The 26,615-nt window shown below is 38.9% G+C and carries 23 protein-coding genes; 12 read left to right on the top strand and 11 right to left on the bottom strand.

Translation table 11 applies throughout. The annotated features are described in order from the left end of the window. Nucleotides 1–244 precede the first annotated feature (244 nt). Nucleotides 245–2,332 (top strand): FUSC family membrane protein, encoded by a 2,088-nt coding sequence (locus CTN07_RS04335; RefSeq protein WP_005299097.1) that lies wholly within the window; start codon nucleotides 245–247, stop codon nucleotides 2,330–2,332. A gap of 166 nt (nucleotides 2,333–2,498) precedes the next feature. Here CTN07_RS04335 and CTN07_RS04330 read toward each other — a convergent pair whose 3' ends face one another. Both CTN07_RS04330 and CTN07_RS04325 read right to left on the bottom strand, forming a co-directional pair. Continuing rightward, nucleotides 2,499–2,978, bottom strand: coding sequence for a YehS family protein (locus CTN07_RS04330; RefSeq protein ID WP_036763737.1), 480 nt, complete (start codon nucleotides 2,976–2,978; stop codon nucleotides 2,499–2,501). A 101-nt stretch (nucleotides 2,979–3,079) separates the two neighbouring features. After that, nucleotides 3,080–4,183: an NADH:flavin oxidoreductase gene (locus tag CTN07_RS04325; RefSeq protein WP_005299089.1), complete on the bottom strand. Its 1,104-nt coding sequence runs from the start codon at nucleotides 4,181–4,183 to the stop codon at nucleotides 3,080–3,082. Nucleotides 4,184–4,558: 375 nt separating this feature from the next. Between CTN07_RS04325 and CTN07_RS04320 the strand changes: the two genes are divergently transcribed. After that, entirely contained in the window at nucleotides 4,559–5,056 is a 498-nt protein-coding gene (locus tag CTN07_RS04320) for a peptidylprolyl isomerase (protein ID WP_036763734.1), read from the top strand. 57 nt (nucleotides 5,057–5,113) lie between these two features. On the opposite strand, the gene CTN07_RS04315 is transcribed toward CTN07_RS04320, so the two are convergent. Both CTN07_RS04315 and CTN07_RS04310 read right to left on the bottom strand, forming a co-directional pair. After that, the gene (locus CTN07_RS04315; RefSeq protein WP_036763731.1) at nucleotides 5,114–5,479 is read right to left on the bottom strand and encodes a DUF6404 family protein; all 366 of its coding nucleotides are present in this window, start codon (nucleotides 5,477–5,479) and stop codon (nucleotides 5,114–5,116) included. A gap of 22 nt (nucleotides 5,480–5,501) precedes the next feature. Continuing rightward, a complete protein-coding gene (locus tag CTN07_RS04310; RefSeq protein ID WP_197673589.1) occupies nucleotides 5,502–5,981 on the bottom strand; it encodes a hypothetical protein in 480 nt (159 codons plus the stop codon). Nucleotides 5,982–6,430: 449 nt separating this feature from the next. On the opposite strand from CTN07_RS04310, the gene CTN07_RS04300 reads away from it, so the two are divergent. After that, nucleotides 6,431–6,898 carry a cell division inhibitor SulA gene (locus tag CTN07_RS04300; RefSeq protein ID WP_036763728.1) on the top strand — a complete coding sequence of 156 codons (468 nt, stop codon included), beginning with the start codon at nucleotides 6,431–6,433 and terminating at the stop codon, nucleotides 6,896–6,898. 280 nt (nucleotides 6,899–7,178) lie between these two features. Further along, nucleotides 7,179–8,585 (top strand): basic amino acid/polyamine antiporter, encoded by a 1,407-nt coding sequence (locus CTN07_RS04295; protein WP_005299086.1) that lies wholly within the window; start codon nucleotides 7,179–7,181, stop codon nucleotides 8,583–8,585. A gap of 96 nt (nucleotides 8,586–8,681) precedes the next feature. Here CTN07_RS04295 and CTN07_RS04290 read toward each other — a convergent pair whose 3' ends face one another. Next, nucleotides 8,682–9,065, bottom strand: a complete 384-nt coding sequence (locus CTN07_RS04290; RefSeq protein WP_050787754.1) for a hypothetical protein — start codon at nucleotides 9,063–9,065, stop codon at nucleotides 8,682–8,684. A gap of 771 nt (nucleotides 9,066–9,836) precedes the next feature. On the opposite strand from CTN07_RS04290, the gene CTN07_RS04285 reads away from it, so the two are divergent. Next, nucleotides 9,837–10,811, top strand: coding sequence for a TerC family protein (locus CTN07_RS04285; RefSeq protein WP_005299083.1), 975 nt, complete (start codon nucleotides 9,837–9,839; stop codon nucleotides 10,809–10,811). Between the two features lie 119 nt (nucleotides 10,812–10,930). Here CTN07_RS04285 and CTN07_RS04280 read toward each other — a convergent pair whose 3' ends face one another. Both CTN07_RS04280 and CTN07_RS04275 read right to left on the bottom strand, forming a co-directional pair. Beyond that, nucleotides 10,931–12,697 carry a L,D-transpeptidase family protein gene (locus CTN07_RS04280; RefSeq protein ID WP_005299079.1) on the bottom strand — a complete coding sequence of 589 codons (1,767 nt, stop codon included), beginning with the start codon at nucleotides 12,695–12,697 and terminating at the stop codon, nucleotides 10,931–10,933. A gap of 374 nt (nucleotides 12,698–13,071) precedes the next feature. Beyond that, nucleotides 13,072–13,308 (bottom strand): putative hemolysin, encoded by a 237-nt coding sequence (locus tag CTN07_RS04275; RefSeq protein WP_036763725.1) that lies wholly within the window; start codon nucleotides 13,306–13,308, stop codon nucleotides 13,072–13,074. 144 nt (nucleotides 13,309–13,452) lie between these two features. Between CTN07_RS04275 and CTN07_RS04270 the strand changes: the two genes are divergently transcribed. Further along, nucleotides 13,453–14,997 (top strand): YjjI family glycine radical enzyme, encoded by a 1,545-nt coding sequence (locus CTN07_RS04270; protein ID WP_005299076.1) that lies wholly within the window; start codon nucleotides 13,453–13,455, stop codon nucleotides 14,995–14,997. A 22-nt stretch (nucleotides 14,998–15,019) separates the two neighbouring features. Next, nucleotides 15,020–15,904: a YjjW family glycine radical enzyme activase gene (locus tag CTN07_RS04265; RefSeq protein WP_005299073.1), complete on the top strand. Its 885-nt coding sequence runs from the start codon at nucleotides 15,020–15,022 to the stop codon at nucleotides 15,902–15,904. 15 nt (nucleotides 15,905–15,919) lie between these two features. Here CTN07_RS04265 and CTN07_RS04260 read toward each other — a convergent pair whose 3' ends face one another. Both CTN07_RS04260 and folE read right to left on the bottom strand, forming a co-directional pair. Then, complete coding sequence (locus tag CTN07_RS04260; protein WP_005299071.1) at nucleotides 15,920–16,840, bottom strand: LysR family transcriptional regulator; 921 nt, start codon at nucleotides 16,838–16,840, stop codon at nucleotides 15,920–15,922. Between the two features lie 106 nt (nucleotides 16,841–16,946). Beyond that, on the bottom strand, nucleotides 16,947–17,600 hold the full coding sequence (gene folE, locus CTN07_RS04255; protein ID WP_005299068.1) for a GTP cyclohydrolase I FolE: 654 nt from the start codon (nucleotides 17,598–17,600) through the stop codon (nucleotides 16,947–16,949). A 294-nt stretch (nucleotides 17,601–17,894) separates the two neighbouring features. Between folE and moeA the strand changes: the two genes are divergently transcribed. Further along, nucleotides 17,895–19,130, top strand: coding sequence for a molybdopterin molybdotransferase MoeA (gene moeA / locus CTN07_RS04250; RefSeq protein ID WP_036763722.1), 1,236 nt, complete (start codon nucleotides 17,895–17,897; stop codon nucleotides 19,128–19,130). A gap of 12 nt (nucleotides 19,131–19,142) precedes the next feature. After that, a complete protein-coding gene (moeB, locus tag CTN07_RS04245; RefSeq protein ID WP_005299062.1) occupies nucleotides 19,143–19,901 on the top strand; it encodes a molybdopterin-synthase adenylyltransferase MoeB in 759 nt (252 codons plus the stop codon). A gap of 178 nt (nucleotides 19,902–20,079) precedes the next feature. Here moeB and CTN07_RS04240 read toward each other — a convergent pair whose 3' ends face one another. Together CTN07_RS04240 and CTN07_RS04235 are read right to left on the bottom strand one after the other, a co-directional pair. Then, complete coding sequence (locus tag CTN07_RS04240; RefSeq protein ID WP_005299059.1) at nucleotides 20,080–21,288, bottom strand: NupC/NupG family nucleoside CNT transporter; 1,209 nt, start codon at nucleotides 21,286–21,288, stop codon at nucleotides 20,080–20,082. A gap of 337 nt (nucleotides 21,289–21,625) precedes the next feature. Beyond that, nucleotides 21,626–22,468 (bottom strand): CvfB family protein, encoded by an 843-nt coding sequence (locus CTN07_RS04235; RefSeq protein WP_036763719.1) that lies wholly within the window; start codon nucleotides 22,466–22,468, stop codon nucleotides 21,626–21,628. 378 nt (nucleotides 22,469–22,846) lie between these two features. On the opposite strand from CTN07_RS04235, the gene CTN07_RS04230 reads away from it, so the two are divergent. The 3 genes from CTN07_RS04230 (at nucleotide 22,847) to CTN07_RS04220 (ending at nucleotide 26,321) form a co-directional block, all read left to right on the top strand. After that, nucleotides 22,847–24,211 (top strand): hypothetical protein, encoded by a 1,365-nt coding sequence (locus CTN07_RS04230; RefSeq protein WP_005299053.1) that lies wholly within the window; start codon nucleotides 22,847–22,849, stop codon nucleotides 24,209–24,211. A 31-nt stretch (nucleotides 24,212–24,242) separates the two neighbouring features. Further along, entirely contained in the window at nucleotides 24,243–25,169 is a 927-nt protein-coding gene (locus CTN07_RS04225; RefSeq protein WP_005299050.1) for a LysR substrate-binding domain-containing protein, read from the top strand. 126 nt (nucleotides 25,170–25,295) lie between these two features. Further along, nucleotides 25,296–26,321, top strand: a complete 1,026-nt coding sequence (locus tag CTN07_RS04220; RefSeq protein WP_005299049.1) for an acyltransferase — start codon at nucleotides 25,296–25,298, stop codon at nucleotides 26,319–26,321. The last annotated feature ends 294 nt before the right edge of the window (nucleotides 26,322–26,615 follow it).

Genomic DNA, 26,615 nt, shown 5'->3' with positions numbered 1-26,615 from the left:
GCACTTCTTTTTAGTATTCACTTAATTGTTAGAAAGTGCATTTTGACAAAGTTATCGATTGTTTATCATCCCTACAAGGCATGAAATCATTGTTCTCAAATTTACATCAAATCCTAACATCAGCTAATCTTTACTGGCATATAAAGCAAAAGGAGAAAAACTTAAACAGTCATGATAGCTAACAGATACCTAAGTGGCATATACTATTCATATTCTAATTATGCAGTCATCGTGTTAATGAGTTATGACTATCTCTAATTTACTATTGCGCTTCCCTTCTCTTCGTAGTTTGCTCAATCTACGAACCAATATTGCAGCGTTAAGTTTTGTTACCTGCTCAGTGCCCTTTTTCTTAATGGGTCACGTTACTATGGGGATTGCATTATCTCTTGGTAGCATCAGTTGTGGACTTGCGGATACATCCAGTGTCACTAAATATCGACTGTTAGATTATTTGGTGACAATTCCACTATTTTTTGTGGTCAGTTTAGGGGTCGAGGCTGTTTTTCCTCACTCTATCTTGTTTAGTGCCTCATTAGCTGTCGTCAGTTTTGCTCTCTTTATGTTAGCGGTATTAAGCCCTCGCCTAGGTGCGATTGGTTTTGCCACAATATTATTAGCCATCTATGCCATGTTAGTGCATCAAGAAGGTCGTTCAATTTGGCTAGTTCCGACATGGTTAACGGCCGGTGCGATCTGGTATGTATTGTGGCAATTGATTGCGATGTACTTTCTTCCCAATCAAGAATCAAAAGATATCTTAAGCGACTTATATCAGGCTCTAGCAAAAAAATTAATGATTCATGACCGTGGTTTTCTTTTTTCTACTGATAAAAACCAACTCTTTATTGAATCGGCTCGCTCTCGTTCTCAAATTACCACGCTATCGAAAACTCTAGAGTATCGAATCCACCAGCAGTTAAGTGCTGGCGAAGATAGCGCAAGTTTGCAAGATATTACGCGCTTTTTAAAAATCGCAGAGCGCATATCAGAGCAAACACGGTTAATGTATTTTTCACCAACACCTGAATTAAAACAACATTGCCCACAGTGGCTCGATCGTATCCATCAGGCAAATCAAACTATTATCGGGTATTTATCGCAAGTCACCGTTAATAATGTGCACCAATTACCTTTCCCACGTATTGATTTTGATGCTCTACGTTCTTTCCCGATACCGGATAACGCAAAAGAAGAGTCTGTTGCGGCTCATGCATTTATCAATAAGTTGGATATTGTTTATCTGTCTTTACAGCAACTGAGCTGTGAAATCACAGAGGTTTCCAGTTCCACAGTTTCTAAGCCCATTGTATTAAGCTGGAAATGGCAAGAAGTTGCGATCAAACTGGCAAGCCAAATGACTATGAAATCAAGTTATTTCCGTCATGCGCTTCGTGGCTCACTAAGCTTAACCACAGGTTTAATCTTGGTTCGTCTATTTGAGCTAGATTTCGGCTTTTGGACTCTGATGACCAGCTTATTGGTATTACGTCCTAACTTGTCTATGACTTGGACTCGCCTTCTACAGCGTATTACAGGAACCCTTTCAGGTCTGATTGTGGTTGCGGCTCTACTACACTTTCAGGTATCGAGCGATATCTTACCGTTTATATTCTGTATTGCGGCGGTTCTTTTTTTCCATACCACCACAAAGCAATATGGATGGGCAGTCTTTTTTGTCACCCTTTTTGTATTCTCTGGTTTCTCATTAAATGGCCAAGGTAATATGATTATGTTGCCAAGGTTGGATAACACTATCCTTGGTGTAACACTACCACTGTTATTTGTCTTCATCATCGCACCGGGTTGGCAAAAGAAATCATTTCCATTACAGCTGGCAACGACCGTTCAAGATTATATTGTCTATCTAACTGCATTAAACCAATACATTGGAAATAAGAATGGTGAATTATCTCTGCATGTTCAACACCAGTATCAGCGCTGTGTTCTTAACGATACCAACCTGTTTGACCACTGGATGGGATATCTTGGCGAGCCTCATTTAAGCGCACAACTTGGTGAATATATTTTGCTCTGTAGCCGTAGCTCTAATGTTATTTTGCGCATTATCACTCAGCTTAATGAAAATAGAGATGAGTTAAACCATGATGACGAAACGACAAGTGCGTTAAATCAGGCCATAGTGGCTCTACAAGATCTGCAGATGCGGTTGGGAGAATCAAAGCAACAAGCAGATATCTACAGCTATATATCAAAGAGAAAAGATGCTATTTATCAAAGCTTTAGTCATATCGAAAACGAAGTATATCGCTTAGATAACAAGACATTACTCAAACTATTATCGAAAGAAGTTCAGCTACTCTCTCAATAAGCACTTAACGGTTGGTTGCACTTCGGTTGTGAGCGCAAAAATGAATCAATACCTTAGTCACTATACTCGAAATTTTGCATTTTGAAGTCACTTGGGTATCAGCAGATACAAAATAGCCCAACAAAGATAAACACTTGCTGGGCTATTTTTATCAATGGGGCAAGAATCAGTCTTGATACTCAGTATCTTCTGGACGTAACTGAAGTTGAACACCCAATAAGAAATTACGTAAGATCTGATCTTTACACTCGCGATAGTGTTTGTTTTCTGGCTTACGGAAGAAAGCACTTAATTCGTGTTTACTTAAACGGAAGTTAGCCAGCTCTAATACTTCTAGGATCTCTTCAGCCTTAAGGTTTAGAGCAATACGCAGCTTCTGAAATACCATATTATTGGTTAGGCGACTTTCTGGCTCTGGTTGCTCACCTTCACGTTTACCGCGCTTTAGGTTAATTAGACCATTCAAAAATGACGCTAACTCACTATCACTCATTTTAATATAAGCAGAATCATCTTCTCTTTTTAGCCAAGACACCACTTGCTCTTCCGTTACCGTAACTTCGGCTTGAGCAAAAATGTCCACCATTGCTTTATCTTTAAAATCAAAAGTGTAGCGAATTCGGCGTAAAATATCGTTATTAGTCAAAGTAGATCCTAATCGTCAAATGATTCCAGCTCTATCAACATGATTACTGGAGGTTGCGCGATGGTAACAGACATTATGCGTAACCCCAAGTAACTTACATGTTAACTCACTTTTTTACGTTTTTTATAAACCACGCAGAAGTTACCGCGGCGTGTTCGGCACTTAGAACAACGCTCACAGTCTACAGGTTCGATATTGCCGTCTTTCCAACGTTTAATTAATTGTGGCTCAGCCAGCAGTGGACGAGAAAGCGCGAAGTATTGAATGTTTGTGGTATTGGCGATCTCTTCAATAGCAGAAAAATCACTCAATCCGCCAACAGTGATCACTGGAATGCTCACCTCTTGACTAATCACTTGACCATATTGATGGAAATACCCTTCAGCCTCAATAGTGTAACCATCGTGTTTCTCTCCCACCATGGTATCGGCTTTACCGTGAATATTACCAGAAACAATAATGCCGTCGACACCTAGCTGCTCGAGCTTTTTACAGATAATTCTAGTTTCTTCAAACGTTTGGCCGCCTTCAAAAAACTCTGTTGCGGTCAATTTCACTAAGATAGGAAAATCGTTTCCGACCAGCTTACGAGTCTCTTGGATGATTTCAACCAAAAAGCGCATACGGTTTTCTAAACTGCCGCCATACTGGTCTGTACGCTGATTGTAATAAGGGCTTAAAAATTGGTTAATTAAGTAAGTATGAGCTGCATGGATCTCTATCCCATCAAACCCAGACTCTTGTGCTCGACGAGCCGCTTGAGCAAAAGCTTGTACAATATAATCAATCTCATCTTGAGTCATCGCTTTACCTAGGGTATTCGTCCCTTTTTCAGCGACTGCACTTGGTGCAAAAATAACTCGTTCACCCACATTATAAGTCGTTTTTGTACCACCATAAGCAAGCTGCATAACAATCTTCGAATCATAACGATGAACAAGGTCAGTCAACTTTTTGTATTCATCAATAAATGAGTCGTTATACATCCCCATCATGCCAGCATTGGGTTTTTCTTCTTCAACGATATTGGCATAGCCTGTCACAATCAGGCCCACTTCACCTTGTGCCAACTCTTCATAGATGTCGTACAACTTCTCAGTCATATGTCCATCTTCTGTTGCCATGTTTTCCCATGTCGCGCTTCGTACAAAGCGATTTTTTAAAGTCATATTGCCTAGGCGACTTTCGGTAAACAGAATGCTCACACTCTATCCTCTTCTACTGTAAACTTGTTAGTGCTTCATTATTATAAAAATGGAACTAGTAACAGCCCAATCTTGCCCATAAGGAGCATTATTGAATTAATAATCTTGTTGGCTTAATAAACAAATAACGTATTTTTTGCGAATATTTACCAAGGTTAGCAACAAGATAACAGAAGTTCTTTAATTTAGATTAAGAGAAAAGTGAATAATCTTATAATACTAAGCTAAATTAACTATTCTTAATTTATACTCACTATACTTTCAATTTTCTGCCTTATTAATAAGCCAATTTATTCTCTCTTCTCCTCGCACCTTGAAGTTACTTGGGTATAATCTCTCTTTTGCAGACCAATCTAATACAGCGAACACTTAACTATGATTATTCTTACAACAAATATTGGTGATATCACCATTGAACTCAACTTAGATAAAGCACCAGTAAGCTCGAAAAATTTTAAAAAGTATTGTGAGGATGGTTTTTATGAAGGAACCATTTTCCATCGAGTGATTGACGGTTTTATGATTCAAGGTGGTGGTTATTGTGCAGATATGGAAGAAAAACCGACCCGAGCTCCGATTGTGAATGAGGCTAACCGCGGGTTAAAAAATACTATCGGAACAATTGCAATGGCTCGCACAGATGCTCCTCATTCAGCGACGGCGCAGTTTTTTATTAATCTCGATGATAACGATTTTCTTGATCACACAGGCACGACTAACCTTGGTTGGGGTTACGCTGTTTTTGGTAAAGTTATCGCGGGTATGGACGTTGTCAATCAAATCGCAAAAGTAAAGACAACCTCAAAATTTGGTCATGACGATGTACCTTGCGAAACTATTACGATAGAAAAAGTAACCATTCAACAAGAGTAAGCAACTGAGAAAATAAGGTTTATTCGCATCTCCCCTCAAGTAACTCATCTTGCTGAATTACTTGGGGTTATCAAAACCATTTTCATCTAACCACTGTTCCCACGTTATAATGTTCAATTTTCGCCGCATGCTATAGGCTGAAAAAGAAATCCATAGTGCCATAGTCAATGCAAATACTAAGGCTCCAAGTAATTGGTATTGATCGGGCGCGTTATATTGCCAGATAAATAGCCACATAAAGCAATAAAATACGGCTCCTTGCCCAACAAATTCATAAATAAATAATTTAAAAGGATGTTCAAACAGACATGGGCGTCTTCTTTTACCTGAAATCCTCGACCAAAGTCGAAAATATGGTGAGATCAAGCGTTGAGGTACACCTTTTCGTTGTAGATAGAGATTGATAAATTCTTGCTTTTCCATAGCTTATCGTCCGTATCAGTATTTAAAAATAATAAAACTCTTCTAACTCATGAGGAGGCAAACTATGAATATAATTTTTATCATCATAACTTGTGCACTTCAAATTAGTCAGTAGTTCTTTATTTTTAAATACATAAACACCTGCAAATTCGAGTTTTTCCCTTAATCCAATTTCCTTATCTAACCAATCACCGTTGGCCATTCCTGAGTAAACAATGTATTGATAAGGTTTGTTATCGAACGTCAATCGCCCTTCGCCACCACCACTGTAAGCGGCTGAACTAAAATGAACATCGCTCTTAAGTTCTAATTCAACTTTGTTTGATTTTCCGTAGCGATAAATTAACTGCTTATTAGGGGCAATACACACAGAGACCGTTTTTGATTTAATATGACAGGAGAACGATTCTGTCTCATTTGTTTGACATAAATTTTTCGCTTGGGCTGTAGACATAGAGCCTAAAACCAAAACACATCCAACAATATATCTATTTACCATCATTCAATCCTCTTTTAACTCAATATATCAAATAATTCGAGATTAGGTTTCAGTATATTTTTCAGGGTGCTCAAACCACTGTATAAACCACTGTATAAACCACTGTATAAACCACTGTATAAACCACTGTATAAACCACTGTATAAACCACTGTATAAACCACTGTATAAACCACTGTATAAACCACTGTATACAGTGTGAGCGGGATCTATTTTTAAATGCAAACTTTTTAAACCAGTATAATTTAAAGGGTTAAGAAATAGTGGCTAATGACAAATAAAATACACTTACAAATCAACAGGTTATACACAAAATATTCTAATACTCACATCAGATTTTTTGCCTACCTTGTCAACTTAGCGTAAAAAATGCTTGCAACCCTATCAATTAAAAACTACTGTATAGACATACAGCATGTATAAATAACCACTAGTTTTGATTTGGAGAGCAACATGGCCGCTTTATCTACAGCAATTCACTCGGTTACCGTTTCTCAAGCTTATAAGACCACAACAGCAACTCATTCTTCATTAACCACTCTCGCTGTTAGCTGTCCTATTGCAGTCTCTTTTTGCGACGAGCAACAAACACAACTGGCTTATTTATTACGCTTATTAAAACAAGCAAGTGCTGAAAACCGCTGGATTATGTTTCTTGGTCAGGACGCATTGCTAGATAAAGAGCTAATGATTCAAGCGGGAATAGATATAAAGAAGATCCTAGTCCTAAAAAATAAAAGAGGCATGACAGATCATGATTTGATGGTGAAAGCGTTACGTACAGGAAACTGTAGCGCGGTCATTGCTAATGGTGATATCTCAGATTTTCAGACCCAATCGATTTGTGATGCGACAGTTAAAGGTCATAGTACTGCGTTTGTTGTACGCAATACGTCTAAAAATACGCATACTTTTCACTAATAATATTTTCTATTTCTTAGATTTCAGCAAAATATTAAACCCAAACGCGCATTATGAAAAAATATGCACAAAAATTAAGATAACTTTCTAATATATGCACATATAAATCAAAATGTTAGAAATATTGACGATTCATATGTTTTTTGATCCATCACAATGAAGACCCCACTTTGGTGATTAATTGGTATGATTAATCTCAGAAAGTATGAATTCGCACAGGATGTTTTAAGAAAATGCTCTATAATCCCCCGCGTTATAGTTTTTAAACTCGGATTCTACTGTGGATAATAAGCTTGGATTAGGTGCGTTAAGCGCTCTCGTCGTTGGCTCAATGATTGGTGCAGGTGTTTTTAGCCTGCCGCAAAATATGGCTGCTGTTGCAAGTCCTGCTGCTGTGATTATCGGCTGGACAATTACTGGTATTGGAATGATTTTCCTCGCTTTATCATTTCAGCATCTATGCCAATTAAAACCCGAAATAGAGAGTGGTGTTTTCGGATACGCACAGGCTGGTTTCGGCAATTTTGTCGGATTTTGTTCTGCTTGGGGTTATTGGCTAAGTGCAATGCTGGCTAATGTCTCTTACCTTGTTATTGTATTTAGTACCCTTGGTATGTTCTTTGACAAACCAGATATGGTGTTATTCGGTGAGGGAAATACCTGGCTCTCTGTTGTCTGTTCTTCCATCGTAGTATGGGCAGTTCACGCTCTCGTACTTCGAGGGGTAAAAACAGCGGCAGTAATAAACTCGATCACTACAATCGCAAAATTGATTCCAATGGTACTCTTTATCATTTGTACCATGATTGCATTTAAGTGGCATACTTTTACCTTAGATTTCACTGGCGTACATTTTGGTGATGAACACGGTTTACTGTCTCAAGTAAAAAGCACCATGCTTATCACTGTATGGGTATTTATTGGTGTAGAAGGTGCCGTTGTTGTTTCTGGTCGCGCACGTGATCGTCGAGATATTGGTCGAGCCACAATTCTAGGCTTACTGACTGCTCTATCGATTTATGTTTTTGTTACTCTGTTCTCAATGGGTGTTATTACCACGCCAGAGCTTGCAGCAATGAAGAACCCTTCAATGGCACAAGTGCTTAATCAGATACTTGGCCCTTGGGGTGGACTCATCATTGCGATTGGCTTAATTGTGTCTGTAACAGGGGCTTATTTAAGCTGGACAGTTTTAGCTTCTGAAGCACCGTTTATTGCCGCTAAAGAAGGCATGTTCCCTAAAGCATATCAAGAACAAAACGCGGCAGGCACTCCTGTACGTTCACTTCGATTAACCAATATTTGTATTCAGATCTCATTGTTTGCCGTTGTATTTGCTGGTGGCACATACGATAGCTTACTTAATATTGCATCTGAGATGATCTTAGTCCCTTACTTCTTTGTTGGTGCTTATACTTTACGTTTAGCCATTGAGAAAAAGGATCGCGGAAGTTTAATGGTTGTTGGCGTATGTGCCACCATTTACGGACTATGGTTATTATATGCATCAGGCCTAGAGCATTTACTGTTATCTGCCCTACTGTACCTTCCTGGACTTATGTTTTATGTAAAAGCAAAACGAGAGCAAGGTTTAAAGCCATTTATCGGCAAAGAAATGGTTGCAGCAAGTATGCTAACAGTTGCGGCATTTGTTGCTGTAGGTATGTTGTGGCAAGGCATGATTTAAAGATTGTTTGGTAGTAAAACAAATAAGAGGCTCATAATTGGGCCTCTTTTTTTATTCTCTATATTTATGCCCAAGTGACTTCAAAATACAGGATAATTAATCAGTCAAATAGATAATAATATTTTCTTTATCATCATCTTGGAGATGAATTCGACATTGAGCTAACGCTTCTATTTCATTAAGCTGAGCCTCATCGAGTCCATACGGCATAGTTATTACTAATTCATCGAGATCTGCTTCTCTGGCAAGCTCAACGAGCCGTGATAAGTTCATTACATCACTTGCATTCGTTGATAATACTTTACCGGCTAGCGTATCAAATTCATCAATATTGATATGTTGACGAACACATTCAAATGTTGAAATTAGCTCTTTGAATGCCTCAATAAACGTGATGCTCTTGGGGTTACTATTTGCTAAAAAGTTAGTATAGCTAAACAGTATTTTTCTTTGAGGTGGTTGTTCCATAACCGAATCCATATAAGCTCCTTCCAACTTATGACGCTTGAGCCACACAATCTCTCTTTCTTAGATTATGCATCCATGCTCATTACGCTAATAATACTACTCGGCTTATTTTTTAGTGAGAGATCCAATTTGTGAAATTATGCTCTTGATCTCGAAATAACTTGAAAAATAACACAAAAAATTTTAATAAAAACAATAAATTAACAAATAAAGAACCATTACTATAACCATTTGATTATTAATATCTTTAACTATAAAACAAATCAAAACCCATCAGGAATAAAAAAATCAGTAATATAACTAATTGAATTAATGAGTTATTATTATTAAATAAAAATGTAAATGTTATAGTTTACTTTTTAGTAATTAAAGAATTACTTACAATCATAAAAGTTCCCTAAGCGTTTATTATTCATACCAAGATGGGTATTATTTTTTTACCTCAATAGCATTTAATTCAGATTTTAGCTCAAAACATAGTGTATTTTTAATTTTATTTCTCTTTGCTGTTTTTTTACTAGCGAATAAACACTCTCAGGAATACAATTAAGCTGCTTGGGGAGTAGTCACCACTGTTCGCCTGTCGTCATCTCGAAGCTTAATGCTTCCGGCAGTCGAGAGTTATTAATTATTAGTAACTTTGACGAGACCAACGCCATTAACACGCGTTTTGCGTGTACTTGTCTGTAGCTGTTATGCAGACAAGCTTAGTAATGTGCGGAAGGTCATGGTGAGCCCTATTTGCTGGTCCCACCTTCCGCATTCGTTTGGAAGGAGAAAAAAATGAGCCTTTTTAGTTATGAAGGGTTCGCTGTTCTAACAGTGTTAATGCTAGCTTTAGATTTATACCAAACTCGTGGTGGTGCTGTTTCTATTAAGAAAGCGGCTATATGGAGTTTGTTCTGGGTTGTTTTAGCATTGCTATTTAGCGTTTTTATTTACCACTATTGGCCTCTGATGGCTCCAGATAGCACCTACACAAATGCACAAGCAACAACTGCATTTTTAACAGGTTACCTTCTTGAGAAATCATTAAGCGTTGATAATTTATTCGTATTTGCGCTTATCTTTGGTCAATTTATGGTGCCTGAACGCCTCCGTCCTCGTGTACTTATGCTAGGTGTTGTTGGTGCGTTGATTCTTCGTGGCTTTATGATTGCAGTTGGTGCTGAACTACTGGATCAATTCCACTGGGTGCTATATATCTTTGCAGCTTTCCTTCTTTATACTGGCTTTAAATTATGGAAAGAAGGTGACGAAGAGCCTGAAGACTTCTCAAACTCATTGCCTGTTCGTGTCGTGAAACGCTTCTTCCGTGTAACCGATGATTATCAAGAACAGAAAATGTTCGTGAAAGATAAAAAAGGATGGTTGGCAACCCCACTTCTTGTTGTTGTGGCGGTAATCGCACTGACTGACGTGATGTTCGCGCTCGATTCTATTCCAGCTATTTTTGCCGTGACTAGAGAACCGTTCTTAGTGTACACAGCAAACGTATTTGCGTTATTAGGTCTACGTTCTCTGTACTTTGTTCTAGAAGGAATGTTGACTCGCTTCTGCTATCTACGTGTTGCTTTGGCTTTCATCTTGAGCTTCATTGGTGTGAAGATGCTACTGGTAGGAACCGCATGGGCAATTCCAACCGCTGTTTCTCTTTGTGTTATCGCATTAACCATTACCGCTGCAATTGTTGGTTCTCTTTGGAAAACACGTAACCAAGTTAAAGTTGAAGATAAACCAGCAGCTGGACACCATTAAGGGTAATGCTAAAAAAGTTAGTAATAACCGCGACTACCCTACAATAAGTCGTCGTTTTTAAAAGAAAAAAAAGACCAACTTCATTGAGTTGGTCTTTTTTATTTAATTATTCATTTAAATTAACGACGATGATTAAAGTCTTTCATCGTAATAAATTTTGACTGAATCTTCTTACCAGATGGCGTGTCGTAGTTATAGATATCTTCACGCATTTGAACTTGACCATCTTGGTTTACCCAACCAGTTAGGTAGACAAAATCAACTCCAATACGACGAGATAAACTTACGGTATCTTGCCCTTTGTCTTTACGCATACTATCAAATGTGCGCATTGATGGACGATTCTGGTAATCTAATACAAAATCAGCTAGATCGTGCGCTCGTGCAACACGAACACAACCAGAGCTTAGATCACGTTTTGTCTTACTGAATAGACCGCGAGCAGGCGTATCATGTAAGAAAATCGCATAATCATTTGGCATTAAGAATTTAACCATACCCAGTGAGTTATGAGGACCAGGTCCTTGTTGGAACTCATGTGGGAATGATTTTGGATTTACCGCAGACCAATTAATGCTACTCACTGGGATTTCTGTACGATCACGCCAGCTATTGATCACTTTAATATTGTGAGCGGCTAGATAACCAGGGTTACGCTTAGCCTTTGGAATAACATCTTTCTGCTTAATGGTAATTGGCACATTCCAATACGGGTTAACCACCATTGTATTAATGCTTGATGAAAATAGATTGGTTGGGCGACTCTCACGGCCAACGATTACTTTCGAATCAAATACGACTTTGCCATTCTCATAAACTTTTAGCATGTAGTCAGGGATGTTAACCAGAATGTGCGCTTTATCTTTAGCAAATGGTGCAATCACATTTGCGCGCTGCATATTCAAGGCCAAACGGCGCGCAAGTTCACCATAAGGAATGGCTAGTTGTTGTGCGGTTGACTTACCAATAATACCATCAGCTGATAGCCCATAGCGTTTCTGGAAATGTTTAATCGCATCATTCATCACACCAGTATTACTGATCGATTTTGCTGCCATTAATTTATCGTAATTAGCTTGGTCCAGATCGCCTAGATCATAAAGCACACGAGCAACCGCTTTACCATGAGGAATACGGTCCCCTTTACGGTAAACAGCAGGAAGATAACTTGCTTTTAGTGGGTTCGGCTCTAGCGCTTGAAACTTAGCAATAGCTTGCATGGTTGCTTCAAAATTAACGTTTGCCGGACGCTGTTGCTCAAGACGAGCAAGAGTCATCGGAAATGCCTTCTCATTAGATACATAAGAAGACATCTCTTTGCTCATATTAATTGGCTTTGTTGTAAACAGTTGGTTGCGATGAGTCTTGATGTACTGCTCAAATGCCTGATAAACAAAGTAAGTATCCGTAGCCAACAGATCATAAGCGCGCATATCTTTATGCTGCTCTAAATTACGAAGTTCCTGTAAACGCTGATCCATACCCGGAAGAAGACCAGAATCAACAACAGCCTGTAATTGCTGTTCAAATTCTTTACGTAGAGAAGCCTCCTCCCATAGTGGATAAAACTTATTATCTACGTATGCTTGTTCAATTGACTGAGTAAAACAGACATTAGAAACTGCAGTTACACATAAAGTCTTCGTACTGTGAATATTTGCATTATCCAAATATGACCAGTTTACATTACCTTGTGTAAGTGGTGCTGGGCGTTCTTCAGAGACTTGTGGTGCTGCTGATACCTCTGGAGCTGTAACTGCTGTTGAACTCTCATTTGTAGTAACAGGCGTAAACGCTTCTGTAGCAAAAGCACTGCCTGGAAATACAAGTGAAAGCGCAAGTAATTTACCTGCTCGCTGAGTGACAACACGCTTATGATTTAACATCGTCAAGCGAATCCTTACCTATTAAAAACAATACAAAATGCCAACATATATGAAACTGTTGAGTGCAAAAAATAGCATAAAAACGAGTGTATCGCGAAACTTTTATTTTGCTGGCTTGGCATATCTTTCATACATATTTAGACAAATATTTGTCGTAGTTACAATCCAAATCATTGAACTTCAGCCATAAAATTTTACTCTTCACTTTTATTATCTCGACAATAAACGTCAAAAGTTTGACAAAGACATTGATTTAAAACGTAATTTTTTAAAGCTTTAAAAAATGGTGTTTAATTTATGCTTATTAATCTTTTTTTACAAGTTAATCAATAATGGTTAAAAAAACACCTTATAAGATTAATTTTTAAACACGACTATTCACTTGGGTTAGCGACTTTATATAAAGACCACTCTTCTACCACATTCCCATTAGGTAAATGACAATAACCTACTACGCCACTTGGCTCCTTATTCATGACAACTTTACCGCCTTGCTGCACACAATATTGTGAAGCCGGATTTGCCATATCAGCCTTTGTCACTTTAGGTTCAGCAGCACAACCTGCTAAAATAGCTACGCAACCAATTGAAAATAAAATTATTTTTTTCATATATATCTCTTTTTACGTGGGTGTAAAGTCCAACACTGGATTTCTAAAAAGGAAATATACCATTGACTGTTTTTCACTTCTGGAAAATGATTATTCACGATAGATTAGTCCATAGAGAACATAAGGACTTTCTGGGAATACATTATGAATTTTTCTGATAAATTCAAAAAAATCGCAACAGACCCTCGTTTAACGCCGAAACAAAAAACACTTTTCCTTTCATTAGAAGCAGATAGCGCTATTGAGTACCCCGCTATTTCAGCAGAGGTTGAAAAAGCGATGGCTGACGGCATTATTTGTGACATGTTTGAAGGGCATGCTCCTTTTAAGCCTCGTTATGTTCTACCTGACTATAGTAAATTTTTAACCAATGGCTCTATTTATCTCCAACTTCCACCAGCAGAAGATCTTGATGATGCATTAAATGCGTTAACCATTATCTATCATCACGTACCATCAGTGACTAATTACCCGGTCTATCTTGGTCAACTTGATGAAATGTTGCTTCCTTATACACAAGATGTCTCAACAGATGAGCTATATAAGAAGCTAAAACGCTTTTGGATCATGCTCGACCGTACCTTGCCCGATGCCTTTATGCATGTAAATATTGGGCCAACAGATAACATTGTTTGTCGAACCATTTTGCAGATCGACGCAGAGCTTAAACAAGTTGCACCCAACTTAACTCTCATGTACGACCCAGATATCACTCCAGACTCATTATTAGAGCTCGCAGTAAAAAATATCTGTGAATGCAGTAAGCCACATATCGCAAATTACCCAATTCACAAACAGACCTTTGATGAACAAGGTTTTGGTATTGTCAGTTGTTACAATGCACTTCCACTCGCGGGCGGTGCAAATACATTAGTTCGCATGAATCTTAAAGAAGTTGCGAAAAAATCTAATAGCATTCGTGAATTTTTTGCTTCTGACCTGCCTACTTATTGCCAAACCATGTTTGAACTGATTGATGCCCGTTGCGAGTTCTTACATAAAGAATCACACTTTTTTGAATCCAGTTTCTTAGTACAAGAAGAGCTTATCTATCCAGAGCGCTTTGCTCCGATGTTTGGTATCTATGGAATGGCTGAAGCCGTCGCAGAGTTACTTGCAAAAGAAAATTCACAAGCGGTTTACGGATATGACGATGAAGCCAATCAACTTGGCCTTCAAATTTCTGCAGCACTAAGTGACATTGTAACCTCAACACCGGTCAAATATGGCTATCAAGGACATGCTCTATTGCATTCACAAGGAGGGATCAGCTGTGATCACAATGTTACGCCAGGGATCCGTATTGCTTACGGTAACGAACCCGACCCTGTAACGCACATTCAGTCTCTTGCTGCTCAACACCAATACTATCACTCTGGTGTAAGTGAAATTTTAACAATAGATCAGACGATTAAAGGTAATCCGCAAGCTTTAATGCAATTGTGTAAAGGATCTTTCCAACTTGGATTTAGAGAGTTTACTGCCAATGTCGCCAGCAATGATTTAGTTCGTATTACAGGGTATATGGTTAAACTTTCCGATATTGCTAAATATGAAGAGCAAGGATCTCGAACGAACACCACTTGGCTTGGTGCCGACGCTTCTGTTAATACCGATGTCATGCAACGTTTGCCTCGAGTATTAAGTGGCGAGCAAATGCCAAGTTACCACTTAGTCGATAAACAATAAGATAAACAGATCAGGCAGAACCATGACCGAAGCAATAATTAATCGGATTCTGCCTTTTTCTTGTGTCGATGGGCCAGGAAATCGGCTAGTGATCTTTTTCCAAGGGTGCAATTATCAATGCAAAAACTGTCATAATCCCTACACAATTGATATGTGTAATCATTGTGGTGATTGCATTGAGACATGCCCTACTCAAGCGTTAACATTGGAAATTATAGATAATAAGAAAAACATAGTATGGGATAGTCGCACATGTATAGAGTGCGACACTTGTTTAGAGACTTGCTCTCGCCAATCTACGCCGAAGGCAGAGCGTTATACTGTTGAGCAAATAATGGTACTCATTGAAAAGCACCAATTATTCATCAATGGAATTACAGTCTCAGGTGGCGAATCAACACTGCAGTTAGCGTTTATTGTTGAGCTTTTTAAAGCGGTTAAACAGACGCCTCACCTTCACCATCTCACATGTATGATTGATTCCAACGGGAGCTTAGGTATTCAAGGTTGGTTAAAGGTTTTACCTTATCTAGATGGCGCTATGTTAGATTTAAAAGCATGGCAGAACGACATCCATCATGAGTTAACCGGTCATAGTAACCATCGCGTTTTTCAATCAATTAGATTGTTAGCAGAATACGGTAAATTGCATGAACTGCGCTTATTACTCATTCCATCTATTACAGATTTTGATACCAATATCGAAGAACTCGCTTTATTTATCAACCAAATTCAAACAGACAATCTAGTTAATATTCGCCTCAATGCGTTTCAACATCATGGCGTAACAGGAGAAGCATTAAATTGGCCTGTTTGCCGACAAGGTGATGTAGAGTTTTTAGCTCAACAGCTGATCCAACGAGGTGTACAAAATATTCTGTTACCTGTCATATACCTCAACCATTAATCAAAATCTAAATGATTAATAAGCACATTTTACGATCTGCTCATACATCCAACGATGGGCAGGATCGTTCATACTCGGCTCATGCCATACCAAGCTGTATGCCACTTCCCCATAATTAAAAGGTAAAGGTTTAACCACAAGATCTTTGGCAATGATAGCGGTTTCAGCCCAACGCCGAGAACAAGTAAACAATAAATTGCTGTACTGACATAAGGTCGCAGCTGCACCAAAATCGGCCACGGTAACAGTTACTTGTCGGCTTTGGTGCTCTTGAGTAAGTTGAAGTTCAAAGAAAGGTTGATTGAGATCGTTATCCATAATCCCAATATGATTTTGGCTAAGGTACCTCTCTATTGTCATTTCTTGTTGAGCAAGTGGATGATTTGGGTTCATTAAACAGATCATCTCATCAGTCATTAAGGTTTCCCATACCAAATGGCTTTGACTGTTTAATGGCGGCTGACTTCTGTCGTGGGGTAAAATAACGAAATCAAGGATCCCTTTACGAAGACCATCAAAACCTATGCTGTCTTTAGACCAAATATCCAATCTTATATGCGGCGCTTGAGCAATAATATTTTGGCTCAATTGTGCAGCTAACAGATCAAAAGTACTCTCTCGCATCGCAATAGAAAACCGACCTTGATATTGGCTCACATCAAAGACTTCGGCCGTCATGATTTGATTCATATCATTGATCATTTGCCGAACTGTTGGACCTAGACGGCGAGCTAAGGGTGTTGCGATTAATTTATTACCGTGGCGATAAAACAGATCATCATTGAGGTTATCACGTAACTGATTCAGCGTTTTACTGACCGATGAGGGGCTTAAGCAGAGTCTTTCTGCAGTGGCTGTCACACTTAATGTATCAAGCATAATATGTAACGTAATAAGATGCTTCATACTAATGCGTGATAACTTAATAAGATCCATGACTCGCTATTCCCCTATTAAAAACAATTGATGACCTTAAAAACAACAATGCCCATCACAAAGGACAGGCATTGATTTTACATGATTTTATTTAGGTCGTCGTAACTTAACAAACACCATGCAGAAATTCGGCACGAGTCGCTGGATTGCGCTTAAAAATACCACCTAATGCTGTAGTAGTAGTCTCACTGGTCGCATCCATTACCCCACGAGATTTCACACAATAATGTGTAGCATCAATACGAACGGCGACATCTTCACTTTCCAATAACGTTTGCAGAGCAACCAAAACTTGTTGAGTTAAACGCTCTTGAACTTGAGGACGTTGAGCAAAGAAACGAACGATACGGTTGATTTTTGATAAACCAATAATTTTACCGCGTGGAATATAAGCTACGGTAGCTTTACCATCGATCGTAACCAAGTGATGTTCACAGGTACTCGTTAGGGTAATATCTTTAACTCGAACCATCTCATCACAGTTCATCTTGTTTTCAATAACTGTGATTTTAGGGAAATTAGCGTAATCAAGACCGGAGAAAATCTCATCCACATACATTTTTGCAATACGGTGAGGGGTTTCTTGTAGGCTGTCATCAGTTAAATCTAGGCTAAGTAGATTTAAGATCTCACGCATATGATGTTCAATTTTTTCTTTTTTTTCATTGCGCTCGACCACAAGGTCTGTCATTGGTGTTTCCAGTCCACGAGCCGCTAATGCCTCACGAACTTTTAAAGCTGATTCGCTAAGTGTTGTCATTTTTCCTCCAACTGGCTTAGGTGCTATTTTACCCAAAACTCACCCATTCTTTCGGCCAGTGATACAAATCACGTTCGAGGATACCTGTAAATGAAAATAATTCCACCCTGAATTTAATACGGGTTAGTTTCGCTAGCCTTTTTTTGGCATAATTACTCCAATTGATACTCTCTAAGTTAACACTAGTGATGAAATCCAATCACACTATACTATTGAGATATTTATCTGAACGTTATAACTTAAAAGATATATTTCAGATACTGTTTAATTGACATAATTATAATGGACACCACTATGGGATGTTGTGACGCACCGGGTTTAATGCCGGTTGAAACTGCTCTTGATAAAATTTTGTCTCAAGTAACACCTCTTGAAGCAACCAAAACTGTCGCGCTTACTGATGCAATGGGTTACGTGCTTGCTCAAGATGTACACTCTCCGATCAATGTTCCCCCTTTCGCAAACTCAGCGATGGATGGCTATGCGTACCGTTCTGCCGATCTTGTTAACGCCAATACACTCACTTTAGCGGGTAAAGCTTTTGCTGGCGTACCTTTTGCCGGTGAATGTCAGCAAGGTCAATGCATTCGAATTATGACAGGTGCTGAGTTACCGAAAGGGGCTGATACCGTCATTATGCAAGAAGAAACCACGGCAGACGGTGAGACCATTACTTTTCATGATAAGCCAAAGCATGGTGATAATGTACGCCCTATTGGCGATGATGCTTGCCAAGGTGACATTGTACTGGCTAAAGGTACCCGAATCACTGCACGTGAAATGCCTCTACTGGCTTCTTTAGGTATTGCTCAGTTTGAAGTGTATGTTCGCCCTATTGTTGCATTCTTTTCAACAGGTGATGAGCTACGTCCTGTCGGTGAACCATTAGAAGCGGGCCAGATCTATGACAGTAACCGCTACGGTATCCGCGCTTTACTGGAAAAATTTGGTTGTGATGTACTCGATCTTGGCATTATTCCAGATTGTCCAGACCAACTACGTGCTGCATTTACTAAAGCCTCAACAGAAGCCGATGTAATGATCACCTCTGGTGGTGTTAGTGTCGGTGAAGCCGATTTTACAAAAGACATCTTAGATGAACAGGGCCAAATTGGTTTTTGGAAAATTGCCATGAAGCCAGGTAAACCGTTTGCATTTGGCACCATCAATAACGCTTGGTTCTGTGGCCTACCTGGTAATCCAGTATCTGCAATGTTAACGCTATATCAGTTGGTACAACCTATGTTGGCAAAACTTGCAGGTCACACTCAATACCAAGCACCACAGCGCCTTCAAGCTATTGCAACAACTGGCTTTAAGAAGCGCCCTGGTCGAACTGACTTCCAACGTGGTATCTATCAGATTAATACGCAAGGCCAAGTAGAAGTTGCCACCACAGGTAATCAAGGTTCAGGAGCATTTAGCTCTATGCATCTTGCAAACTGCTTTGTTGTTTTAGAGCAAGATCGCGGCCGTGTTGAAGCGGGCGAACAGGTAACCATCGAGCTTTTCAACCACACCATGTACTAACAGGAATTTTTTGTGAGCGAACTTTCCGATGCAGAAATGCTGCGCTATAACCGCCAGATTATGCTGCGCCAATTTGATTTTGAAGGCCAAGAAGCGCTAAAGAGTGCTTCGATGCTAATTTTAGGAGCTGGCGGCTTAGGTTGCGCTTCTACTCAATATTTGGCGGCTGCGGGTGTAGGAAAACTTACCCTGATTGATGATGACAAAGTGGAAGTGTCTAACCTTCAGCGACAACTGCTTCATAACGACAGCACAATTGGTCAATTGAAAGTTGAATCAGCAAAAACCGCTCTAGAAAAAATCAACCCTTATCTTGAGGTTGAAACCATTGCTAAGCGTTTAAGTGATGATGAACTTCGTCCGTTAATCGAACAGCATGATCTTGTGCTTGATTGCAGTGATAACGTTGATACTCGAAATCAATTAAACCGCCTCTGTTTTGCCATTAAGAAACCGCTTATTTCAGGAGCGGCAATTCGCATGGAAGGTCAAATTAGTGTTTACACTTATCAAGACAATGAGCCTTGCTATCAATGTCTTAGTGCCCTATTTGGTCAGCAGACTCTAAGCTGTGTTGAGGCTGGTATTATGTCACCTGTCGTCGGTATTGTTGGTGCGGTACAAGCAATGGAAGCGATTAAAGTCGTTAGTCATATGGGTACGCCATTAACCGGTAAGCTGTTGATGCTGGATGCTTTATCAATGAGTTGGCGAGAAATGAAACTGATGAAACTGCCGACATGTTCGGTTTGTGGTACTCAATCAGCCTAATCATTTTAAGATCGGTTAGAAAATACAAATCCTGCAATAGATGATGATTACATTTATTGCAGGATTTTTTTATCTTGGCTAACGATATAGATATATCAGATAGAACAAAGCCAGTAGAAAGAGATTTTCTCCGTCTACTGGCTTTTGTAAACTTATGTTTTTTGAATCTACATAAGGATTATAGCGACAGAATAATACTTACGATTGCAGCACTCATTAGGTTAGCAAGAACACCAGCCATCACTGCACGAGCACCATACTTGGCAATAAACGGACGACGCTCAGGGATTAGACTTCCCATACCGCCAATTAAGATTGCAAGCGTGGTGACATTAGCAAAGCCACATAAGGCGAAAGTAACAACAGCTACACTGTGTGGTGACATCGTGTCTTTTACTTTCATCAAGTCAATAAATGCAACAAACTCGTTCATCACAACTTTCTGACCAATCAAAGAGCCAGCCGTTATCACATCTGCCCAAGGCACACCAATAAGCAGAGCTACAGGTGAAAATACATAGCCTAAGATCAGTTGGAAGCTTAAATCTTTAACGCCAAATAGAGCACCAATATCGCCTAACATACCGTTTAGCAAAGCAATCACACTAATAAATGCCACCAGCGTCGCACCAATGGTAACAGCCATACGCAAGCCCGACATTGCACCATCAGCGAGCGCTTCAACCACATTCGTTGCTTTAGGGATTTCAACTGCGGTAATTTCATCAGCACTGATTTTTTGTTCTGATGGCGGCACAATGATTTTAGCCATTAACAAACCCGCAGGAGCCGACATAAACGCAGCAGCAATAAGATAGCCTAAGTCCACACCCACAGCGGCATAACCTACCATAGTAGAACCGGCAACCGATGCTAAACCACAAGTCATAACAGCAAACAGTTGCGAATCATCCATGCTTTTTAAATATGGTTTGATGACCAATGGGACTTCTGACATACCAACAAAGATATTTGCAGTTGCCGATAAGGATTCTGCACGGCCAGTACCTAATACTCGTTGTAAAGCCCCACCGCAAACGTTCACAACTTTTTGCATAATACCGATATGGTAAAGCATAGAAATCAATGCGGAGAAAAAGATGATGATGCCTAAAACGTTCACCGCAAATACGAAACCAATACTGCCCGTTGCTAAACCACCAAACAGAAAAGATAAACCATCTTTACCGTAATCGGTCACATAGGTTACGCCGTGAGTAATCGACTGTAGAATCGTTTTACCAACAGGTACATATAGCACAAAAAGAGCAAACAGAACTTGCATTAAAAACGCCAGCGATACCATTTTAATCGGAATGCGCTTACGGTCAGTAGAAATAATCCAAGCTAATAAAATAAGAACAAAAATACCCAGTACTGCAATCATGATGTTGATCAAATATGTCAAAAGGGACGCGCATTGTAACGAGCAACAAAACACGATCAAGATCACAAAGTTATGTAAATGTTAACTTTAATTGCACTAAACAGGTTAATTCTACGTGCTACAGCAAAATATCAATAACTTACCGATTAAATTTAGACGTACTTTTCTCATATGGAAAAAATCATTTGCTTTGAAGCAATAAGAAGCGCAATAAACTGATGAAAAACAGACCATTACAATGCTTATAATTACACCAAAGCCAGATGATAATTAAAAAAAACGCACCCTGGAATAAGCCAAGATGCGTTTATGTTCAGCAGCCATAAATAGCGATTAATTAGTCGTTATCGTTTAAGCGGATGCCGTCTTTTCCAATAACAATCAGACCCTGCTTATACAAGCCACCAATGGTCTTCTTAAAGGTACCTTTACTGGTACGGAAAACATTGAAAATTTCTTCAGGCGTTGACTTATCACTTAATGGAATGAAACCACCCTTTTTCTCTAACGAGGTTAAAATTTTATCTGATAGGTCATCCATACGTGCTTTACCCATCTTCTGCAGAGATAGGTTGATTTTGCCATCTTCACGAATTTCTTTTACGTAAGCTTTTAGCGTCTTACCAATAAACAGCTTACCAAAACATTCGGTCTTAAATAGTAAGCCCCAATGTTGATTATTAATGATCGCTTTATAGCCAAGATCTGTGATTTCTGCGATCAATACTGGTACTTCATCCCCAACTTTATACGTTGCCGGAGTTTTATCTAAGAAGCGGTTAAACTTAGTTGAAGCGACAATACGACCTGTTGCTCGGTCGGTATACACACGCACAAGAATCTCTTCACCTTCTTGTAATTTACGGCGCTGTTCGCTGTATGGTAACAAAAGGTTTTTACGCAGACCCCAATCTAAAAATGCACCAACTGTCGTGATTCCTTCAACTCGCATCTTGGCAAATTCACCCACTTGAGCGATAGGTTCATCGGTTGTTGCTACAACTTCATCGTGTGAATCATTGTATAGAAAGACTTTAATTTTATCGCCCACGTTAGTGCCGGCTGGAACTGACTGGCTTGGCAATAAGATATTACCGAAATCCTCTCCACCATCGAGAAATACGCCAAAGTCTACTAGGTTGACGACTTCTAATGTGTTGTATTGTCCAATTTTAATCATGAATCCGACACTCTCTGATCAGCATGCTACACCGTTATGTTGTGTAACAATAATAAGTGATATAACGTGTAAACTTAGCTTTGTAATTTACTAATGACAGAGCATTATACGTGATGTTCCCCATTGGTGCTCAGCAATCTTTAACTGTTTGGATATTTTTCATCCTATTAACACGGTTAATTGCATTTACTGTCATCATAATCCGAGTAATATTTCAGGTTCTAGGTTCTAGGTTCTAGGTTCTAGGAGAATGACTAAGTTTAAAATAAAACAACAATAACAAGCTCAAAAGTCACTGAACTAGAAAGTGGTGGCTAGTACGCCAATCATTAGCCACACTAAATATCATTTCATGCAGTTTAGAGGTACGGATACAAAGTGATCACTGTCGACAAAAAAGATGGACACAAACTTAAAATCTCCCACGTCATTCAAGAAACGACTAATCGACAGCTCGATATTTATATTTTTGTGCCCGGAGAATTAGGCCTAACCAGCAACATCATCAGTGATGAAGAGTTCTACCATAACGCAATTCATGGCAAACGTACTTATTACAGTGACGTTAACCACTTACCCCTCGTTCATAGTCGATTAGCCAGTCGAGGTAAATTATCGATTGAACAATATCGCTTAAGTTTAAGTTTGTACGCTTATCAGTATGCACTGGCTCTAGAAAAAGAGACTCATAATTTACTTGAGAACAAAGAGTCAGTCACATTAGATGATGTCAGCGAGCTGAGTGAACTGACAATTCGTATCTTAAAAAGGTTACGTCGTAACGTACCGACAGATAAAAAGCTGCTTAAGTACTACGAGAACATTGATAACTATCTATCATGGTTTACTGAACAACGTTGCTTGGCTATGGTGGCTCACCTACCCCGTGGTAACGAATACCCAGAAATTAAAGAACTCTTATTAGACATCTGCGCATCTGAAGAGCAACACCGAATTAAACACAAATATAATTCAGAAAGAGCAATGCAAGATCAAACCCGAATGTCGAATAAGATGCGTCTTCTACGTCGTTTGATCGAATACCCAGTCACTATGAAAGAGAAAACCATAGAGCTGGGTAAAAATACCCGAAAAATTGTCACAGGTGCAGCGGCAGGTATTGTGATGATCTTTGTGACTTTAATGATGATAAAAGCGCGTGGTGTATTAGGTGATATTACCGCATCATTTATTTTGGTTCTGTCTCTGATTTACGCTATTCGTGAAGTTTTTAAAGACGATTTAAAAAAAATGCTTTGGCGTTGGCTTCGTAAAGGTCGAGCTCGCTGGCGTAAACAATTTTTCGATGCTAATACCGATCACCTTATTGGCCGTCAGTTCGAGTGGATGGAATATATTAGCTACGACAAACTTCCTGAAAGCATTAGAAAGACCCGTAAACATAAAGTATCAAATAGAGAAGAGACCATTCTTCACTATAAAAGTACCACTCGAATGTCTCCAACTAAGTTCTTAAGTGGTTATGAACAGACCCGTGAATCAATTATTCTCGATTTAAGAGTTGTTGCCAGCTTAATGGAAAAAGGCTCTCAACGGATATATCAGCTCAAAGATGGTCAAGTCACAAAAGAATCGGTTGAAAAGCGCCATTTGATAAACTTAATCACAAAAGAAACGGATGAAGATAATACTGTTCGTATTCAACGCTGGAAGATCATCATGAACCGTTCAAAAATTGTAGATATCGAACCGGTTGAAGTCGCATTACCTGTAACAAAATAGATATATCACAACAGACGACAAGGCTATTGCTGTGAAAAATTTTGATGTAAATCTGCTGAAAGTATTAGAAGTCTTACTACAAGAAAAGAGTGTTACAGCAGCAGCTTGTCGCTTACATCTCAGCCAATCGGCAGTCAGTAAACAACTTGCTAAACTACGCGAAACGTTTCATGATCCTCTGTTTGAACGAGCTCCTCATGGCCTAAGACCCACACCAAAGGCTCTCTCCTTGGCACCCAATATTCATCAGATATTGCGACAAGTAGAACAGCTCACTCGGCCAGAAGATTTTGATCCTGCGAGCAGTCGTCGTAAATTTCATATCGATTTAGTGGAAACGGCTTATACACTGACCTACCCTGATTTTATTCCTAAAATGCTGGAACAAGCACCAGAAGTTAGTTTAATCAGCCGCACTTGGAACGATGATAGCTTAAATCAACTATTACGCTGTGAAATTGATTTAGGGATTGGTATTTTTGAATGGGATGAGCGTTCAGAGATGCATTACCGAACCATTCCCAATGAATTGAATTACTATCTACTGGGCCGAGATTATCCAGTCTGTTTAATGCGAAAAGATCACCCTTCACTACAAGAAGAATGGAATCTCGAAACGTTTTTAAAATACCGACATATTGAAGTAAGCATTGGCGGTCTACGTCGTTGGTTATTAGAAGAGGTTCTAGCTTTGCAGAATCGTCATGTTGATATTGCCATCAATATGACCGACTTTAGAACAGCCATAAAACTGTGTGAAAATTCAGATCTGTTAATGTGCTACCCTTCGTATCCAACTCATGAGTTACAAGAAACAAGTAATCTGATTGTACGACCAATTCCAATTCATTTAGACGCTGGTGGCTATGTTCTTCTATGGCATCGTCACTTTGAATTAGATCTGAGCCACCAATGGTTACGTGAGTTAATCATCCATGGCGTTAAGAAATTAGACTAAGCAATATCTCGAAATTTCATATTTAGCTTGAGAATCAGATCCATCACACAGTTTTACAAATAGAAAATTTACAGCCTCGTATTTACTGTTAGATTTCACAAAATTTAATTGTAGATACAATACCTTATGAATGAAAATCGCATTCCTAGTTTAGAGCTTGGTCGTGTCATTGCTATCTTTGCTGTTGTTATTATTCATAGCCAAGCCTTTAATACTCTACCCTTGATTAATGGTGAACCCTGGCTTGGTTATCTACTCAACCAGAGTAGTCGTTTTGCGGTTCCGCTCTTTTTCTTAATCTCAGGTTACTTAATTGCGCCGAAACTTATTGCATCCCCACAACAAACCGCGTGCTCATATAGTATTCCGCTTTTAAAAGTTTGGCTTATCTGGAGCATCATTTATCTTATTGCGCCTTTTAATCTCAACACTGTGATGCAAGAGAGTTACTTACAAGAGAGGATGGGATATTGGCAATATTTAAGTGAAAATCCTATTAATTCTCTATTTGAAGGCGGATTAGTACATCTTTGGTTTATACCTGCACTCATTTGTGCCGTAATCCTCATCGCATTCTTTATACGATTCAATAAAATAGAATGGCTTCTTCCATTTGCGTTATTACTCTTTGTCTACGGACTTCTTGCGGGAAGCTATCAGCCCTATACTGAGTTAGACTCCATTATCTTTACTCGTAATGGACCTTTTTTTGCCACATTGATGGTCGGCTTAGGATTTGAGTATCGTCGTCAGAAATGGCAATTGAGTAATACTATCGCACTCCTGTTGTTTATTGGCGGTATGTCACTGCACCTTACAGAAGCTTTTATGTTATCCCTTCTACCTGATGGGCTATTTAATATTCATGATTTCTTGTTAGGGACACCATTATGGGGCTTAGGTATTTTTATTTTATTACTTAATCATCCCAATATTGGTAATACTCAATGGGTTCGTTACTGTGCGAAACACACCTTAGGTATTTATGTTCTCCATTTATTATTGATTATATACTTTATGAATATCTCAATGATGCTGAATCTAAACCCTTGGGTAAGTAATATATTAATCATACCAGCTACTTACTGCATATCTTTAATTATCATCTCATTAATTGATAAAACACGCTTAAAGCACATCTTGTTGCGATAAGCTTTTATAGCAAGCGGTTTAACTACCGCTTGCTTATCTATTCATAAATCATTTTATTTTTATTAATTATGAATGACCAAAATACGATTAACCAACCCAATTAATTGCAATTATTTCCCTGTAAACCTTTCAACAAAGCCACTGGTAACGTTATCATTATCACAGTAAATATTAACTTAAAAATTTAGTTAAATATTTTACCTAATATAGAACCAAATACCGAACAACAAATAAAACGAGTATTTTCATTAAGTTAAAATAACCCGTCATGTCAAAATAATAGCATCATTCAGC

This window comes from Photobacterium damselae (genome assembly GCF_003026815.1).
Classification (GTDB): domain Bacteria; phylum Pseudomonadota; class Gammaproteobacteria; order Enterobacterales; family Vibrionaceae; genus Photobacterium; species Photobacterium damselae.
This window is presented reverse-complemented; position numbering and strand designations above follow the sequence as displayed.